At 58.5% G+C, this 18231-nt stretch carries 18 protein-coding genes; 7 read left to right on the top strand and 11 right to left on the bottom strand.

Features of this window, described 5'->3' with window-relative positions; translation table 11 throughout:
• Positions 1-57: 57 nt before the first annotated feature.
• Both CVU60_05165 and CVU60_05170 read right to left on the bottom strand, forming a co-directional pair.
• The gene (locus tag CVU60_05165; protein PKN42747.1) at positions 58-288 is read right to left on the bottom strand and encodes a hypothetical protein; all 231 of its coding nucleotides are present in this window, start codon (positions 286-288) and stop codon (positions 58-60) included.
• Between the two features lie 12 nt (positions 289-300).
• Positions 301-792 (bottom strand): YajQ family cyclic di-GMP-binding protein, encoded by a 492-nt coding sequence (locus CVU60_05170; GenBank protein PKN42748.1) that lies wholly within the window; start codon positions 790-792, stop codon positions 301-303.
• Positions 793-1094: 302 nt separating this feature from the next.
• Between CVU60_05170 and CVU60_05175 the strand changes: the two genes are divergently transcribed.
• Complete coding sequence (locus CVU60_05175) at positions 1095-1499, top strand: transcriptional regulator (GenBank protein PKN42749.1); 405 nt, start codon at positions 1095-1097, stop codon at positions 1497-1499.
• A gap of 28 nt (positions 1500-1527) precedes the next feature.
• Here CVU60_05175 and CVU60_05180 read toward each other — a convergent pair whose 3' ends face one another.
• The 6 genes from CVU60_05180 to CVU60_05205 form a co-directional block, all read right to left on the bottom strand.
• Entirely contained in the window at positions 1528-1947 is a 420-nt protein-coding gene (locus CVU60_05180) for a response regulator (protein ID PKN42750.1), read from the bottom strand.
• Positions 1944-2762, bottom strand: coding sequence for a hypothetical protein (locus CVU60_05185; GenBank protein ID PKN42751.1), 819 nt, complete (start codon positions 2760-2762; stop codon positions 1944-1946). Before CVU60_05185 ends, CVU60_05180 begins: the two co-directional genes overlap by 4 nt.
• Positions 2759-2992, bottom strand: coding sequence for a hypothetical protein (locus CVU60_05190; protein ID PKN42752.1), 234 nt, complete (start codon positions 2990-2992; stop codon positions 2759-2761). The genes CVU60_05185 and CVU60_05190 overlap by 4 nt, the downstream gene beginning before the upstream one ends.
• A gap of 69 nt (positions 2993-3061) precedes the next feature.
• Complete coding sequence (locus CVU60_05195) at positions 3062-3673, bottom strand: DUF4881 domain-containing protein (GenBank protein ID PKN42753.1); 612 nt, start codon at positions 3671-3673, stop codon at positions 3062-3064.
• A gap of 26 nt (positions 3674-3699) precedes the next feature.
• The gene (locus CVU60_05200; GenBank protein PKN42754.1) at positions 3700-4755 is read right to left on the bottom strand and encodes a sulfite exporter TauE/SafE family protein; all 1056 of its coding nucleotides are present in this window, start codon (positions 4753-4755) and stop codon (positions 3700-3702) included.
• Between the two features lie 30 nt (positions 4756-4785).
• On the bottom strand, positions 4786-5085 hold the full coding sequence (locus tag CVU60_05205; protein ID PKN42827.1) for a hypothetical protein: 300 nt from the start codon (positions 5083-5085) through the stop codon (positions 4786-4788).
• 278 nt (positions 5086-5363) lie between these two features.
• Between CVU60_05205 and CVU60_05210 the strand changes: the two genes are divergently transcribed.
• The 6 genes from CVU60_05210 to CVU60_05235 all read left to right on the top strand — a co-directional run bounded on the left by CVU60_05210 (position 5364) and on the right by CVU60_05235 (position 15903).
• Complete coding sequence (locus tag CVU60_05210; GenBank protein PKN42755.1) at positions 5364-7958, top strand: Fis family transcriptional regulator; 2595 nt, start codon at positions 5364-5366, stop codon at positions 7956-7958.
• 22 nt (positions 7959-7980) lie between these two features.
• On the top strand, positions 7981-10539 hold the full coding sequence (locus CVU60_05215; GenBank protein ID PKN42756.1) for a phosphoenolpyruvate synthase: 2559 nt from the start codon (positions 7981-7983) through the stop codon (positions 10537-10539).
• 367 nt (positions 10540-10906) lie between these two features.
• The gene (locus CVU60_05220) at positions 10907-12544 is read left to right on the top strand and encodes an FMN-binding glutamate synthase family protein (GenBank protein ID PKN42757.1); all 1638 of its coding nucleotides are present in this window, start codon (positions 10907-10909) and stop codon (positions 12542-12544) included.
• Between the two features lie 109 nt (positions 12545-12653).
• Positions 12654-13799, top strand: a complete 1146-nt coding sequence (locus CVU60_05225) for a sensor histidine kinase (GenBank protein PKN42758.1) — start codon at positions 12654-12656, stop codon at positions 13797-13799.
• Positions 13786-14454: a DNA-binding response regulator gene (locus CVU60_05230; GenBank protein PKN42759.1), complete on the top strand. Its 669-nt coding sequence runs from the start codon at positions 13786-13788 to the stop codon at positions 14452-14454. The genes CVU60_05225 and CVU60_05230 overlap by 14 nt, the downstream gene beginning before the upstream one ends.
• Before the next feature lie 60 nt (positions 14455-14514).
• The gene (locus tag CVU60_05235) at positions 14515-15903 is read left to right on the top strand and encodes a hypothetical protein (GenBank protein PKN42760.1); all 1389 of its coding nucleotides are present in this window, start codon (positions 14515-14517) and stop codon (positions 15901-15903) included.
• Positions 15904-16347: 444 nt separating this feature from the next.
• Here CVU60_05235 and CVU60_05240 read toward each other — a convergent pair whose 3' ends face one another.
• From CVU60_05240 to CVU60_05250, 3 genes are read right to left on the bottom strand one after another with little or no spacing between them, the layout of a single operon-like run.
• A complete protein-coding gene (locus tag CVU60_05240; protein ID PKN42761.1) occupies positions 16348-16581 on the bottom strand; it encodes a hypothetical protein in 234 nt (77 codons plus the stop codon).
• On the bottom strand, positions 16581-17327 hold the full coding sequence (locus CVU60_05245) for an MBL fold metallo-hydrolase (GenBank protein ID PKN42762.1): 747 nt from the start codon (positions 17325-17327) through the stop codon (positions 16581-16583). Before CVU60_05245 ends, CVU60_05240 begins: the two co-directional genes overlap by 1 nt.
• A 51-nt stretch (positions 17328-17378) precedes the next feature.
• Positions 17379-18218 (bottom strand): MBL fold metallo-hydrolase, encoded by an 840-nt coding sequence (locus CVU60_05250; protein PKN42763.1) that lies wholly within the window; start codon positions 18216-18218, stop codon positions 17379-17381.
• Positions 18219-18231 lie beyond the last annotated feature (13 nt).

Below are 18231 nucleotides of genomic sequence, written 5' to 3' on the forward strand. Positions count from 1 at the left end.
ATGGGCCTGAACTTTTCTCCGTCCAGTCATCGTCCAACAATCACTCTTCACCACCTGCTAGGGTGTCTTCTCCATCGCCCGCTCCTTGACCATGGCGCTGTTCATGGCGAAGTCGACGATCCCCTCAACAAGATAGCCCAAGGCCACCAGCACAAGCAACGCAATCAGAAGCTTCATGGTCTGCCGGGGCTGCTTCCAGAACAGAAATACAACGACCGCTCCAATGCCGAGTCCGATCATCTGATTTGACATGATCCAGGCCCAGATCCCCATCATGAATGCGTGCATGCGCACCTCCGGCTATTTTTTCATGTTCACGAATTGCAGCGGCAACTCGAATCCAGACCCTCTCAGGAGCGCCATGACCTCCTGCAGATCGTCGATCTTCTTGCCGGAGACCCGCACCTGTTCGTCCTGAATGGCGGCCTGAACTTTCAGCTTGCTGTCTTTGATCATCTTGACCAGTTTGCGGGCGGCATCCTTGTCGATGCCATCGTGCAGTTTGATCTCCTGCTTGAGCTGACCACGGGAGGTATTCTCGGGCTCACCGAACTCCATGGCCTTGGGATCGACCTTGCGGCGCACGAAATGCGAAATGAGCAACTCCCGAATGGCCCGTATCTTCATCTCGTCTCCGGTTACCAGAGAGAGGATTTTCGTCTTGCGGTTGAACTCCATTTCAGTGATTACGCCCTTGAAATCGTAACGGGTCTCGATTTCCTTGCGCACATTGTTCACCGCATTATCAACTTCCTGCAGATCGATTTCATTCACAATATCAAAAGATGGCATTGGTCCTCCTTTTGGTCTCGCCTTCTCTCACAACGTGCACGCATGCTGACCTCAAAACCCCACCGGCGTCAAGCTTCCCACACAATTGTATCCTCCGGGCGAGATAATCGACGTCTAAAAAAACGACATATTTCCTCAAAGGATTCAGACACGTTCACAACAACCCTACCGGCAAACAGCAGCAGACGTAACAGTTTTTCAACAAAGCATTTGACATTCCATCATTCTCTACTATGTAGTAAGCTACTTTGCCTGACGAATTACAGCGTCATCAATGACCCTATTATAGCTATGGAGTAAAAATGGAAGATTATCTGAAGCAAGCAATCGAAATCGTGAAGGCCCAGGCCTCTGTCCGCAACATGAACGAAGACGAAATCACCTCGATGATCCGCGCCCTGACGCAGAGCATCCGTGGCGTCGCCGAAGGTGTTGCCCCCGTTGTCGACACGGAACCCGCTGTCGACCCCAAAAACGCCATCCGTGAGAAGAGCGTCATCTGCTGCGAATGCGGCAAGTCCTTCAAGGTCCTGACCAAACGCCACCTGGCCACCCATGGCCTGACCCCTGAAGAGTACCGTGAAAAGTACGGCTACAAGAAGGGCACCTCGCTGGTCGCCAAGTCCCTGGCGCGCGACCGCCGCAAGACCATGCAGGGCATGAAGCTCTGGGAAAAGCGCAAAAAGGCCGTCAAGACAGCCGAATAAATGAAAAAACCCTCGCAAGAGGGTTTTTTTAGGCTCGCTGGCCGGGATCGCAGGCACATCGGTGTTCCGATATGCGATCATTGAGCAGGTCGATACGTTCCAAAAGTTCTTCCACGGCGCACGGCTTGAGCAAAAAATCATTGGCCCCGGCCCGCATCGCTTCCAGGGCGATATCCGTGTGGGCATGGCCGGAAAGGATGATCACCCCGAAATCATCGCCCTTGAGTTCGCGCATTCTGCGCAACACCTCCACGCCATTCAAGTCAGGCATCTTGACGTCAAGAACGACTATATCCACGCAATTGTTGACGAACCAGTCCAAGGCGGCCTGACCGGAATTTGCCGTGACCACGCTCAGTTTCTTGCGCCGCATGTATTTGGTCAACGTGGCCAAAAAATCCTCTTCGTCATCCACAAACAAAAACCTGCAGTTTTCCAGAGAACTCATGGTCCCTCCATTGATTCAAACAGTACCGGACAGGCAATATCACCCAGCTTCACCGGAACATCAGCCGCTATCTGAATCGTGATCTCGCCCTTATCACAAGCGATGACCAGACCCCGGCCAACGTTTCCGCGTCGGGGATGTGTCAACCTATATGCGGCGCCGACCACGACGGGCGAACAACGTCTCAGGTCAACACCCGCTTCATAATGGCCATTGACCTGTTTCAGGCGAAATATTTCTCCGCACTGAAGATCCGCGAGCATGGCGTGCCATTTTATTCCCAGCAAAAAATTTATCCCGGCCATCACAAGACCTGCAAGGCCGAAGCAAGCAGCCAGCAGATAGGGTTCGATTCCTGTCCAACGCATGACGGCTGAAGGAGAATGAGCCCGGCGATCCTCGGAATTGGCAAACACGCGCAAGGTGAAAACCAGCGCCGGATTCTGCTTCTCGCCAAATTTGTCCCTGATCTTGAACACATACTCGCCGGGCCTGGGATAGGAATTTACCAGAATGTGCCCTCGCCACATCCCGCCTCCGAACATGTAACCCGTGAACACACCTTCAGGCACGATCCGAACGGAGCCGTCAGCCACAGCGCCCTCGATGACAAAATCCTCGATACGGTCGGTCTTCGGCGGCATGGGGCCGCTTATCTCATAACGATCTCCGGGAATCAGGCGCACATGCCCGGAACCGCCGAAAATCCCGCCACGCAGGCCATCGAAAAGAATCAGCAGAGCCAAAGCCAGCAGAATCATCGCAGCAGTGCCGCTAGCCCGCTGAAAGCGCCAGATGCGTTCGGCTCTGATCACGCCGCGTCTCCGCACATGGAATCAACGTTGCGGCGCAACCTGCGCTTGGCCACGAATCCCAGGACAATGATGGGTAAAAGCATCCCGCCAAATAACTTGAGGAACACCAGTGTAAACTCGTCAGGGTGTCCGGAGGCCACATACATGGCAACGGTCAGCGCCCCGAGAACGAGGGCGTTGATGGACAGGACAAGAATCTTGTGCAGCAGGAAGAATCTGTATTCGCTCATCTGTGTACTCCTTGAATGAGGCCGGGGCGGTCAGGAGGGGGATTGACCGCCCCGGATGGCCTCGAGGTATTACTTCTTGAAGATGTCGGTCTTTGAGATGTTCATGAAACGGATGGCCGTGCCTTTTTCTTTCCAGTATATGCGCACTTCGTCACCGGCATCCCACGTGTATTCCGGAAAGTTGAAATACTCCTCTGGTACGCTGAACGTGACCAGCAACTTCTGTCGGCCGGAATAGATCGTGATGGTCTTCTTGTCCTTGTCGACCACGGGAAACTTCTTGGCCGCCTTTGCGTCCTTGTCGAATACCAGCGGGTGGTCCTTGGCAATGTCTTTTTGCGCATCAACGATGGCGATGGACAACTCTTCAATCACCTGAGTGTTCGGATTGAAGATCTTGATGATCTTGGCTTCAGCATCGATCTTCATGCGCAGTCCCACCTTGGGGTCGGCTCCTCGCTCTGCGGGGTCACTGGGCATTGTATATGTATGCGGAGGCAGAATCGCGTAGTCGGGATTCTGGGAATCCATGTTCTTGTCTTCAATGACGGTCACGGTCTGCTTGTCCTTGTCGAACGCGATGACCCGCCCCTGATCGACCTTGCCATATTCATCGCAACCCAGAACCCCGAAGGTCAGTATTGCGACCATGAGCATGAAGAGAGTGCGTTTGATATTCATGAGTCTTGCTCCTTGTGCTTTGCGCTCTAGCTCTTACGGTTCTTCGAAGCCAATTCCATCTTTACTCCCTGGACCATGCGCACAAATATGTACGTGGACATGGCGCATACCAACCCGAGAACCAGGACCGTTGACGCGGTGTCAAGCAACACCTTGTATGCGGGCAGCCAGGGCTGGACCAGCTTCAGCAGAATGGACAACATGCAACCGATGACGGCCAGGCCAAAAGCGATACGGATGCCGTAGCCCTTGATGTACTTGGTCGCGACTGCGCCGACCTGAGCGCCCATGGCCGCGCCGACGAGCATGATCATGGCCGCGACCAGCTCGGTCCGACCCTTCCAGGTATAGGTGGCCGCGCCGTACAGACCGGAGATGGCCACTTCAAAAAGGTCAGTACCCACCGCGACGTGAGTCGGGCAACCGATCATGTAGATCAGGGCGGGCATACGGATCAGACCGCCGCCAATACCGAGGATACCAGCGAGCCAACCGGTAAAGAAGCTGACGAAAATGGGCAACCAGGCGGAGCAGTATATGCCGGCTTCCTTCAGGTGGACCATTGGGGGAATCTTGATCTTGTGCAGGGTCTTGTGCCACTCGACGCCGGTCTCAAGTCCGGTCAGCTTTTCACCACGGGCGAGAGCGGCCTTTTCCTTGGCCCTGCGCTTGGCGACGTCATGAAAAACCATCCAGGCAATGAAGGCCAGAAGCCCAATGTAGATCCAGCGTACGACCTTCTCCACACTGCCGATGCGCTCCAGCCACATGACCATCTGGGCCCCGGCCTCGAAGCCGACCACCGTGCCGACCAGCATGATCAAACCAAGTTTATAGTCCACGTTTCCAAACTTGCCGTGGCGCATGGTTGAAATAAGCGATTTACCCGCCATGTGCGCGATGTCTGTGCCAATGGCGAAGGCCATGGGAAAACCGAGGATGTTGAGACCGGGGGTGACCATCCATGCACCACCCATACCAAAAAAGCCACCGATGATGCCGACGCCGACGCCAAGAATGATCAGGCCGGGCCAGAAAATTTTAACGCCTGCAATGGGCATGAGGACATAGAGCCATTCCATGGGTTATCTCCTTAATCTAGTGTGTACGATTTAGTGTTCAGCCAGATCACGGGACTTCAGATCGATTCCGATCCAGCTCATGATGATGTCGGCCAGGACGCCGAAAATCACGCCGGTTACGGGAATCAAAATTACCGTCAGGATCATAAACTGGAAATGGCTCTCATTGTACAAATTTGCCCACCAAGCCAATATTCCGCTCAGTTTGCGGGTGTCCGCCACCAGCACTATGGGGGCCGCTCCTCCACCGCCGGCGGCGAGGGCGAAGCTTGGACACAGCACGATCATTGCCATCAATGACCACCACAGCTTGCTTAACCTTGATTTCATCATAACCTCCAGATTTGTTAGCATTCCTTTTCCGGCCTTCTGAGCAGCCGGACTTGCCTCTTTCATACCTCGCCCCGGCTATCGGAGTTTTTCTCGCAACACCTGAAATCACGCATTGCCATCGACACTAGGGCAAGGAATGTGCCAAGGCTCATCGCGCAACTTTTTATTTCTTTATTCTGGAGTATTAGAGAAAAGAATTGCGCAATGCGCAGAAGCATGTTAAAAAATGCACAAAATATTTCGCATCCCGTATCCGTCTCTTGCAAGGAGTTCGCATGCGCTACTCGTATCCGCCCATTCTTAATCCGGTCATCAACCTGGAGAAGCCCCTCAAGGAGTGGAGCTTCACGCGCCTGCTGCTCCTGATCGGCACGCCGTTGGTTGCGGCGGTCATGCTAGTCATGACCGTGTCCACATACCGCATCGCCTCCCACTACCTGAACCGGGCCTATGCGCGGAACGCCCACACCAGGGCCCTGGCCCAGGCCCATGAAATCGAGAAGATCCTCGTCGATGCCCGCTACGAACTCCTGAACCTCGGCCAGGCGGACCTGACGGCCGAGTCCATCCAGGCGTACATGATGGGCAGACCCACCACGAAACGGAACCGTTACGCCGAGATAGCCTTCCACGCCGTGAATCCTGACAAGAATTTCCTGCTCCTGAACACGGGGGAGCATATCTGGAGGGTGCCGAGCGACAAGGCCTCCGAAATCAAGTTCGGGACATTCACCAAAAAGGAGAAAATCGAGGGAAAACTGGAGGATTTCGTACAGATCAACCCGCCCATCCAAGTCTATTACACCTCCGTCCCCTATCTGGGTTCCGTCGAGAACATGGAATTTTCGGTCATCCGGCTCAGCACTCCGGTCATGGACAGGGACAAAGTCTTCATGGGTTACCTGACGGTGTCCCTGGACATTACCGAAATCCAGCGCATCATGACGCTGTTTTCCTCGCGGCAGTCACCCCTGTACATATTTCCCCAGGAGAAGGAGCGCGCGAGGAGCTTTTTCTTCGACGCCGCAGGGTGGCTCATCTGCGAAACAGGGCCCACGACGACGGGTCGCCCCCATGTTTCCATCGACGCCATCCGCACCGGGCTCCAGGGAGACATGGGTCGGCCAGGCTTCGCCACCGCCTTCCGCCCCAATCCGCAATATGAGAAGTACTGGGCCGTGGTCTCTGCGGTCCAATCCGGCAAGGATGGAGAAATCGACTTCTCCAATTTTTTGAACGATCCGGATAATACGGCCAGGGATCACTTCCTGTATTACGTGCCCATCCGGTTCCAGGAGGAAGCGGGGAGCGAGCCGGCCATCCTCGGGGGCATCGGATGTATCGACAGCAGCTTCATGCTCAAGTCTTCGCGCTACGAGATCGCCATGGCGCTGAGCATTTCCTGGCTCGTCGCGCTCCTTTTGACCTTGGGAGCTTTCTTCTACCTCAACCGCAGAATCAGCAAACCCATAAAACTGCTGACCAATGCCGCTGAAAAGCTGACTCTTGGAGACGAAACTGCCGCTCTCGACATTTCTCCCCTGCCCAGGGAATTGCGCCATCTCCAGCGTGTCATGAACGTCCTCCTGCTGCAGCTGCAGGTCGCGCGGGACGAGACGACACTTCGTCAGAACAAGGTGTTCGAAGAAATGCAGCGCCAGCCTGTCTGTCTGGACTCCATGGTTGACGCGCTTCGCCAGGAGAGTTTCCAGGACGTCGGACACTCAGCCGGCATCGTCGGTTCCGGCCAGGCAGTGCGCGAACTCAACGCCATGATTCACAAGGCCTCCCAGGTCATGGCCGACGTGCTCATCGTCGGGGAGACGGGAACCGGCAAGGAGCTCACGGCTGAAGCCATCCACCGAATCAGCGCCCGCGCCAAGGGCCCATTCATTTCCATAAATTGCGGTGCCTTGGACGAAAACCTCCTGATGGACGCTCTTTTCGGCCATGTGAAAGGAGCCTTTTCCGAGGCCAAGGCCGATCGCAAGGGCGCTTTCCTGGCCGCGTCGGGAGGCACGCTGCACCTCGACGAGATCGGCAACGCATCCCCAAAGGTCCAGCAGGCCCTGCTGCGCGCCCTGGCTGCGCGTGTCATTCGCCCCCTCGGCAGCGACCATGAGCAACCCTTCGATGCTCGGGTCATCGCGGCGACCAACGTCGACCTGCTCGAATGTTCGCGCAACGGGACATTTCGCGAAGACCTCTACTACCGTCTGGCGGTCGTCACCATCATCACTCCGCCATTGCGCGATCGCAAGGATGACATCCCCGCCCTGGTACGCTCATTCCTCGCGGAAGAGGCCCTGGTCACGGGCAAGACCCCGCCCGACCTGAGCCGAGGGGCTCTGGACAAGCTCCTGCAGTACGACTGGCCAGGCAACATCCGGGAACTGAAGAACTGCATCACCCGGGCAATGACCTTTACCGAAGGCCAAATCCTTCTGGCCGACCACCTTGCCTTCGGGCAAGTCAAGCCCACGTCGCGCGACACTGAAGTCTCGACCTCGCCCGTGATCCCGATCCCAAAGGGTGCAAGCCCTACGGCTTTTCCCGACCTGGCTTCGGACACTGAACACCAGCCTCCGGTTGCGGATGGGGAAAGGCCACACCAGATTAAGACCAAATTACGCTCGACCGTCTCCGATGCTCTGCGGGGCCTCGATCTGAATTCACGACAAAAAAAGGCATGGCCTTCAATTGTCGCATCCGGTGGCACGAACCGTGCTTTGTATCAAAGCGCGCTCGGGGAGGAAGTCTCGGTGCGCACCGCGCAATATGACTTGCAGGATATGGTCAACAAGGGCCTGCTGGTCAAAACCGGCAAGGGACCTTCATCCCGGTACGTCATAGCGGATCAAATTCAGTAATCTGCATCAGCGAGAATGAACCATGGGACTCCGTGACTGGCTCGACGCGATCCTTCCCAAAGGGCAGCCGAAACGCGATAATGACACCGTACTGAGATCATTTCGCATTCAGTACAAGCACTTCAAGGATCTGCTCCTGTCCAATGCGGAATTAGGCGCGCTGATGGCTCAAATCGATCAAAAGCTCAAAGGATCCGAGCTGTTCGGCATAAGCGAAATTCGCGCGCTGGCGACCCGGAGCGTCTTTCACACCATGTGCATGGTCACGGCCCTGAACGTCATTTCCAAAAATCGCTACAGCGTCCTTCAGGAAATGGTGGAACACATCAATGGCCGCATTTCAGGCATTCTCGACAGCAAACCTCAGCCCATCGTGGACAAATACACATATCCGCTCTCCACGGTGGACAGAAATCTAGTCGATGTCGTCGGAGGGAAATGCGCAAATCTAGGAGAAATCCAAAATCACGCAAAAATCTCCACGCCTCCCGGTTTCGCGATAACAACCGCAGCCTACGACGCCTTCATCCAAACCATGGGTTTGCGCGATGAAATTCTCAAACTTCTTCGCGAAGCGAAGGCTGACAATCCAGTCACCGTTGTCACCGTGTCGGAAACCATCTCCAGGACAATCAACCAGGTCCGGGTCCCTGAACATGTCTTGCGCGCCATGCTCGAAACGTGGGATGCAACGTTTCCCGATCCCACTTCGGCGCGGGCCGCATTGCGCTCCAGCGCCATCGGGGAAGACGGAATTCTCTCCTTCTCCGGCCAATACCGGACCATTCTCGGTGTCACGAGACAATCCCTTGAGAGCGCTTTTCGCGAAGTGCTGGCCAGTCTTTTTTCTCCCCGAGCCATCACCTACCGCATCCATCACGGCGTATCCTTCGAGCAATGCGCAATGGGCATGGCCTGTATCGAAATGGTGGATGCCCTGGCCAGCGGGATCATTTTCTCTCGCCATCCCGTCAACCCGCTCTCTGATGAAATGGTCCTGAACGCCATCTGGGGTCTGGGCGCTTATGCCGTGGACGGAATCATCGAACCTGACACGTGGCATATCAAACCGACTCCCGCACTGACCATCTCTTCGCAGCATGTTGCATACAAACGAGTAAAATTGATTTCCGACGCCAAGGGAAAACATGAGGCGGCTGTGCCCGAAGCAATGCGAGCGTTGCCCTGTCTCAATGCAGAGCAGGTCCTGGAGCTTGCAGCGATCGCAGCCAGGCTCGAAGCGCATTACCATCACCCCCAGGACATCGAATGGGCTTTGAACACGCAAGGCCGGATCATGATCCTGCAAAGCAGGCCCATGCGACTCGCGAGCGTTCATCACGACGGGCTTTCGACAACGGCCATCGAAGGCGCCGAACTTCTGCTTGATAATGCCGACATCGCCTGTTCCGGCATCGGCACGGGTCAAGCCGTTCTGGCCACTGCTTTGAAAGATCTCTCCGATTTTCCCGAAAACGGCATTCTGATCGCTCCTCACTCCCTGCCCAATTACGTTCTGGTCATGAACAGGGCCCAGGCCATCGTCACCGAGGCAGGCAGCATCACCGGCCACATGGCATCCCTGGCCCGTGAATTCGACGTTCCTGCCATACTCAATGCCAAGCATGCCACGACACGGATCACAAATGGCCAGACTCTGACCGTGGATGCCATCACCGGCCGGGTCTACGCCGGAATCGTCGAGGAGCTCGTGGTTTTCAAATCCGCAAGCAAATTCAAGATTGCCGACACGCCCGTCCACGCTACCCTCAGACAGGTCGCGGACCAGATCATTCCCTTGCACCTGCTTGATCCCAAGTCTCCCCTGTTCCGACCGGAGTCCTGCACCACGCTGCATGATGTCATGCGGTTCGTGCATGAACTCTGTTACACGGAAATGTTCCGCATCAGCGACCGCGCTTCCGATGCCGGAGCCGTGTCCTGCCAACTGAAGGCCAAACTGCCCATAGATCTGCATCTCATCGACTTGGGTGGAGGGCTGAAAGATGCCGACGGCCCCTATGTATATCCCGAACAGATCACTTCCGAGCCCCTGTCCGCGCTGCTGTCCGGCATGCTTCGGCCTGAGGTTCATCAGCGAGGCCCCCGCCCGATCAACGTGGGGGGCTTTCTCTCCGTCATGAGCCAACACCTGCTCGAACCGCCCACGGTCCAGGCGCAGCGCTTCGGCGAACGCAGTTACGGCATCATCTCCGACAAGTACCTCAATTTCAGTTCCCGTGTGGGCTATCATTACAGCGTAATAGATGCCTATTGCGGAGAAACCATGTCCAAGAACTATATCACGTTCCAGTTCAAGGGCGGTGCGGCAGACGAAATACGCCGCGAACGCAGAGTACGCTGCATCGCCGAAATTCTCGGACGCCTCGGCTTTGTCACCGATGTCCGCGGGGACATGACGCAGGCCAGATTCCAGAAGTACACCCAGGAAGAGATCCGGGATCGTCTGGATCAACTGGGCCGACTGCTCATTGTCACCCGGCAAATGGACATGCTCATGACCAGCGAAGCCTCTGTAAAAACCATGGCCGACAATTTCATGGCCGGCGATTATCATTAGGCATCTTTCCCACCAACTTTGTTCGCGACATCAAGTCCCCGACCATCGCGCACGGCGCTGACGTTTCCCCCTTCTCACCTTGAGTGACTCCTGTTCATATTCCGGGCAAAATTCCCAAAATCCACACCTGTCTCCCAGCCGAGCTTTCCAAAATGACCAGGAAAAGGGGGTGCAATCCTATCGACACGACCACGGTCCAAACATAGATAATCTATTGAATTTCTCCATGCTCCACCATTGACCGCCTACTCTTATGAAACGCGTGCCGATGCGTAGCGCCACCACGGATTCCCTGCCCGGTTCTCTGGTGGCGACATGCGTTTTGGAGAAACACAATACTCAAATTTGCATACGGGAGACGAAAACGATGATCCAATGGCCCAAAAGCAACGATGTTCTCGGCACCACCAACCGCGGAAACCCGGCCGAATCCGGCCTGTGCACGTTATGCCGCTCCGACTGCGCCGGTAAATGCGAAACCTGGATGTCCTGCCTCAAAGGTCGGCACATGCTCTATCCCAGGGATTTCGGCTCCGTCACCGCCGGCAGCGCGAACACCTGTCACGTCGGCGTGAGCTACAATTCCCTGCGCATCCAGGGCTTCAGCTACGGCGCTCACGGCGTCGCCCAGGGCCGCACGACAAATCCCGACGATTGCCTTTTCACCAACGTCTCCCTGGAAACCGCCTTCGGCGCCACGGAAAAGACCAAGGTTCGGCTGCCGCTCATGACCGGCGCCCTGGGCTCGACCTTCATCGCCGCCAAATACTGGGACTCCTTCGCCGCGGGTTGCGCCCTGGTGGGCATCCCCATCGTCATCGGCGAGAACGTGGTCGGCGTCGACCGAGCCTCGACCCTGGAAAACGGACACATCGAAAAATCCCCGGAACTCGACCGCCGCATCAACATTTACAACCGCTACTATGACGGCTTCGGCGCGATCATCGTTCAGCTCAATGTCGAAGACGCGCGCAACGGCGTGGCCGAGTACGTCATCGAAAAGTACGGCAGCAACGTCTGCATCGAGCTCAAGTGGGGACAGGGCGCCAAGAACATCGGCGGCGAAATCGAAGTCACGAGCCTTGATTACGCCCTGTTCCTGAAAAAGCGCGGCTACCTGGTCGATCCGGACCCCGAACTGCCCGAAGTGCAAGAGGCCTTCAAGGCCGGTGCCATCAAGGGTTTTGCCCGCCACAGCCGCCTGGGCTACACCGATCTGCCGTCCTCCGACGCCGTGCACCAGAACTTCATGGAGACCGTGGCCTACCTGCGCAGGCTCGGCTACACCAAAATCTCCCTCAAGACCGGCTCCTACGGCATGGAAGCCCTGGCCATGGCCATCAAGTACGCCACCGAGGCGGACCTCGACCTGCTGACCATCGACGGCTCCGGCGGCGGCACGGGCATGAGCCCCTGGAACATGATGGAGACCTGGGGCGTCCCGTCCGTCCTGCTGCACTCCAAGGCAGTGGAATACGGCAACGTCCTGGCCGCCCAGGGCAAGAAGGTCGTGGACATGTCCTTTGCAGGCGGCCTGGCCCGTGAGGACCACATCTTCAAGGCCCTGGCGCTGGGCGCCCCCTTCGTCAAACTGATCTGCATGGGCCGCACGCTCATGATCCCCGGTTTCCTGGGCTCCAACATCGAAGGAGCGCTGAACCCCGACCGCAAGGAAAAAGTCGCCGGCAACTGGGATACCCTGCCCAAGACCGTAAAAGACATCGGGGAAAGCCCAGAACAGATCTTTGCGGGCTACGAGTCCCTCAAGGCCAGAATCGGTGCCGACGAGATGAAAAATGTGCCCTACGGTGCCATCGCCGCCTGGACCCTGGCCGACAAGCTCGGCGCGGGCCTGCAGCAGCTCCTGGCCGGTGCCCGCAAGTTCTCGGTCACCGAGATCACCCGCGGCGACATCGTCTCCGCCAACCGCGAAACCGCGCACGAGACCGGCATCCGGTTCATTACCGACGTGCAGGACGAAATCGCACGCAAGATCCTGTCCTGATCAGCATGAATGCCCAGGGGCGAACCGGCCGCATGCCGGTTCCGCCCCTGGCCCCCTGCCCCATCCTGTGCTACACGGCCAACGCGCCCGTTGCCCAGGAGAAACGCTCATGACCATCCGCCCCGACAGCACCGAAGAATTTCCCGCCTCGAAAGAAGAGTGGATGATATTCGTGGCCCAGAGCCGCAAGACTCAGCACGATCTGCTTGAACGCATAAAAGAACTCAATTGCCTCTACGGCATCAGCAGGCTGGCCCAGCATCGCGAACAGCCGCTGAATGAGCTCCTGACAGGCATCGCCGACCTGATCCGCTCTTCCTGGCAATATCCTGACATCTCCTGTGCCTCCATCCGCCTTGGCGACACGCGGCACAACTCCGGCAACTTCGCGCGCACCCGATGGTGCCAATCCAGTCCCATCGTCATCGACGCAGACGAATGCGGCGCGGTCGAAGTCTGCTATCTGGAGGAACGTCCGGACAGCGATGAGGGTCCTTTTCTGCGCGAGGAACGCAGCCTCATCGACGCCGTAGCCGACCAGATCGGCCGCATCGTGGCCCAGCGACGGGCCGAGGAACAGATGCGCGCCCTGTCCCAGGAGCTGATCATGGCCCAGGAAAACGAACGCCAGCGCATCGCCCGCGAACTGCACGACCACCTGGCCCAGGACCTCTCCCTGGCCCGGGCCGAACTGGATCGCATCGGCTGCGGTCTGCCCGAAAACGGGCCCTGGCGTGCCCAGAACGGTGCCGTCGCCGAGAGACTCGGCACGGCCATCCGCTCCATCCGCGATTTGGCTTACGGCCTGCTCCCGCCGGGCCTGACCGAGCTTGGCCTGGTCGAAACCGTGCTCGCGCACTGCGAGGATTTCTCCCTGCGCCACGGCATCGCCGTCGACGTCTTTGCCGACGGGCTTGGCGGGGTCGCCTTTGATTTCGACACCCAGATCAACATCTACCGCCTCATCCAGGAAGCCTTGAACAATGTGCGCAAACACGCCAAGGCCAGCCGCGTGATCATCCGCCTGCTGGGATCCTATCCCAATCTGCTGGTACGCATCGAGGACGACGGCTGCGGCGCGGACATGGACCGCTGCCTGTCCCAGGCCGGTCGCACCAAACGCATGGGGCTGTGGAGCATGCGCGAGCGGGTCAAACTCCTGGGCGGCAAGATCAGCTTTCGCTCCAAGCCCGGACAAGGCCTGCACATCCGCATCGAAACCCCGCTCAACAGGAGCAGCAATGAGCACGCCTAAGCGCATCCTCATCATCGACGATCACCCGCTCTACCGTGACGGCCTCAAAGCCCGCCTCGGCACCAGATCCGACTTCTGCGTCGTCGGCGAGGCCGGAACCTGCGCCGAAGGACTGCGCCTGACCCAAACCCTGGCCCCGGATCTGGCGGTCATCGACATCTCCCTGCCCGACGGCAGCGGCATCGAGCTCACCCGGGAAATCCGCGCCTCGCGGCCGGACCTGCCCGTACTCATCGTCAGCATGCACGCCAAACTCGATTTCATCGCCGCCGCCTTCCAGGCCGGAGCCAGCGGCTACATGTCCAAGGAATCAGGAGGCGAAGGAATCCTGCAAGCCATCGGAACCGTTCTCTCCGGCGGGCAATATCTCGACGGCTCCCTCTCGCCCTCGGTCCTGCGTCGACTGAACGACATCTCCGGCCGCAAGGCCAAGACCCTGGACGCATCATACGGCAGCCTCTCGCTACGCGAACAGCAGGTCATGCGTCTGCTGGCGGAAGGGCTGACTCCGGAAGAAATCGCGGCCAAGCTCTTCGTGTCCCGAAAGACCGTCCTCAACCACCGCTACGCCATCATGACCAAGCTCGGCATAAAAAGCCCCGTGGCCTTCGTGCGCCACGCCGCACGCCTCGGACTGATCGAAATCGACGACTGATCCGGCATTCGCGAAATTTTGGCGTCAGCCCCATTTGCGTCTTTACCCTGACGGGCGATCATGGTTACAGATGATCGAGAACGCCGCGCGGGATACGACCACGCAGCCCAAAGTTCAAACAGCCCGTATTTCATCAAGGATTTCTTCATGCTCCGCTCTTTAGCATTCCTGCTGCTGGTCCTGCTGCTGGTCCTGGCCAACGGTTTTTTTGTGGCTTCGGAGTTCGCCCTCGTGGGCGTACGGCGTTCGCGTATCGCAACCCTGGCGGAAAGTGGAAACAAAAAAGCCAAACTGCTGCTGCGCCTCATCGACCACCTGAACGCCTACATTTCCGCCACCCAGCTGGGCATCACCCTGTCCTCCCTCGCCCTGGGCTGGATCGGCGAGCCCGCCATCGCAGAACTGCTGAACCCCCTGCTCGAAGGCCGGGTCCCCCCCGCCGTGCTGCACTCCATCTCGTTCGCCATCGCTTTCAGCCTGATCACATTCCTGCACATCGTCCTCGGAGAGCTCGCGCCCAAGACCATCGCACTGGAGCGGGCCGAGAAGACCGCCCTGGCCATCGCACTGCCCATGGAAATCTTCTACCGCATCTTCTACTGGCCGATCCGTCTGCTCGACTGGTCCGGAACGCGCACGGTGCGTCTGCTCGGTTTCACGCCCAGCGCCACTCACGGCTCCGTCTACACCGAAGACGAACTGCGCATGCTCATCGACGCCAGCTACTCCAGCGGACAGATCGAAGAAGAAAAGCGCCGCCTCATCCGCCGCGCCTTCGACTTCAACACCACCGAAGCCTGCGAGGCCATGATCCCGCGCTCCGAGATCGTGGCCCTGCCTGTGACCTCCACCCTGGACGAGGTCCTCGAAGCCTTCCGGATTCACGGCTACTCCCGCCTGCCCGTCTATGGCGCGGACCTGGACGACGTGGTCGGGGTGCTCTTCCGCCAGGACATGGAACCGTTCATGGCCCGTGAACCGGGGCTGGTCTTTTCCATGACCGCCCTCTTGCACCCGCCCGCCTTCGTCCCCTCGGGCAAACGCCTGGGCAGCCTCTTAAAACAGATGCAGGCCACACGAACCCACCTTATCTTCGTCATGGACGAATACGGCGGACTCGAAGGTCTGGTTACCCTGGAGGATGTGCTGGAAGAAATCGTCGGCGAGATCAATGACGAATACGACGAAGAAGTGCGCTCACAGATCGTGCGCGACGGCGCGGACTTCATCCTCGACGGGATGCTCGCCGTACGCGACGCCAACCGCAAACTGGGTTTGCGCCTGCCAGAGGACGAAGCCTACAACACCGTGGCAGGCTTCCTCCTGGCCCAGGCTGGAAAAGTCCTGGAGCCCGGCGATGAAGTGCCGATCAGGGAAGGAGTTTTCAAGGTCAAACGGGTCGAACGCCGCCGCATCGTGCGAATTCGGTTCGCGCCCAAGGCTCGCTAGAAGGAACAAGAGAAAGGCATGCTGGGCGAATCCCCTTCCACCCAAAGCTCGGCAGGAGCGGGGCGGGGCGTTTCGGGGCGGGGCCGGCGACTGTCTGACTGATCCAGGCATCGTTTGCTTCCCCGTCGCTCCATCACCCGAAACGCAAAAGCCTGTCCCTGCACGCGGCGGGAAAGCATTACGAGGCCGGAGAAGGAGTTTCGGCGGGCCCGCCCCGAAATGCCCCGGCACGCGGCCGCCCTGCGCCGCACATCTACTCTACACGGCCATTCTTCTTTATTTTCAAGGGGTTGAAAGACATGGATCTCCCGCGCAGCCTGACACGTCCGCCTGCGCGGGAATGACACAGTGGAGGTGCGGTCAACTGCAATATTTTACCTGCATTCCAATCAGAGAGACTTCCCCGAAACGGGCTATTTTCCGACCGCCGCCTTGTCTATCAGCCTAGATATCGATCTTCGTCCCCGAATACGTGAACGCGTTCTTGTTCATCTTGATGAACGTCCCCTTGTCGATGCCGACGGCCTTGCCGCACTGGCACCAGACCTTGCCGTCCCGTTCCTCCAGAATCCAGACCTTCTCGATCCGCTCCCGGTGGCACCGCAAGACCTCGCCAGGGCCCAGCTTGCGGTAGCGCCACAATTTCTTGCGGCAGGCCGCGCACTTGATGACCAGCATTATTCCGGCACGCTCTCCATCCCGGCCCATTTCGGTTCGTGCAGGGGCAGGATGTGGTCGGCCAGGGTCTTGGCCCGGACCAGGGTTTCGTATGCCTCGTAGGCGTTGACGTGGGTTCCGGGGGAGATGACCTCCATCTCCATGGCCGTGACCGCCTTGGGCGGATAGAGATTTTCCAGGATGGTGCAGAAGCCGCAGATGAGGACGCTGCCCCTGTCCGTCTCCACGCGCACGGACATGCCGCCCTCGGTGTGGGCCGGGGTGTGGATCATGGTGATGCCGGGTGCGATCTGGGTGTCACGCGTCAGCGGCACGATCTGACCGTTCTCCTCCACCTCCTCGATGTAGTCTTCGAGGTAGCGAAAATCGAGAGGGTGCGGGTCGTGGATGCACGCAAGTTCCTTTTCGTGGACGTAGATCTTCGCGTTCACGCACCGGGCATCGTTCTCGCAGTGGTCGTTGTGCAGATGGGTGTGCAGGACGATGTCGATGTCCTCGGGCGTAAGGCCAAACCGGGCCAGCCCCTCGTCGAAGGTGTGGATCTTCCCGCCGATGGCCCTTTCCCGCTCCTCCGAGATCACCGGGTGCATCTCGCCCGTGTCCACCAGGATCTTCTTGTCCCCGCCCTCCAGGTACCAGCAGTAGATGGGGATGGTGTAGGGCGTGCCGTAGTCGTGCTGATAGGTCATCATGCCCTTGTCGAAGACCTTGGTGCCCATGACGATGGGATGGATGATGTAGGTCATGCAATGCTCCAGAGAATGTCGTCGCGGCCGGAAATCCGCGCACGCATCGTATCAGGGTTCGGACGCGTCCATGCGGAATCCACAGTAGCCAGTGTGCACGGGACAGTCCAGATGGTCGCGCAGGTAGGCTATAGCCCCCTCCCCGGTGCAGTGGCATGGGACCAACAGGCCGGGCTGCATGTCACGCAGGGCCCGCGCGGTCTTTTCCAGCCGCTGCGGACTGGCCGAGCCCAGATGAAGGCCGCCGATCACGGCGTGGATACGGCTTTCGCCGGTGATCTCCTGCAGATGGGTGAGGGTGTTGATCAGCCCCGCGTGACAGCAGCCCACGCAGACGATCAGCCCCTTTTCGGTGCTGATCCACAGGGCCTGGTCGTCGTGGACGGGATCGGAGCGCAAGGCGTGAGGATCGAAGTAGAAAGGCCCCCCTGCGTCCTCGAAATCCGTCCACCTCGGAATCAAACCGCTCAGGCCGATCCCGTCGCCGAGCAGCTGGGGCCCGCTGTTCCAGCGCATGCGCTCCACGGGCAGAGTGGCCAGGGCCCGCATTGAAAACATGGGCATGCGGATGTCCCTGGCCTCGCCGCCCGAGATGCTGTAGCGGGGCTCGGTCACGCCCGAATGGCAATACACCCGAACCTCCGGCGCGGCCCCGAGGACCATGGGCACCGCGCCGGTATGATCGTAATGGCCATGGCTCAGGACAAGCGTGTCGGTGCGGCCCAGATCGATCCCCAGCGCCCGGACGTTCTCGGCCAGGGCGGTGCCCTGGCCGGTGTCGAGCAGGATGTGCCCGTCGCCATGCTCTATCCACAAGGCGAAGCCATGCTCCGCCAGGCATCCGAAGCCGGCCTGATTGTCGACCAGCACCGTCAGTACGGTTTTGTGCATGATGGGTTCTCCT

It is taken from the genome of Deltaproteobacteria bacterium HGW-Deltaproteobacteria-18 (assembly GCA_002841885.1).
Classification (GTDB): domain Bacteria; phylum Desulfobacterota; class Desulfovibrionia; order Desulfovibrionales; family Desulfomicrobiaceae; genus Desulfomicrobium.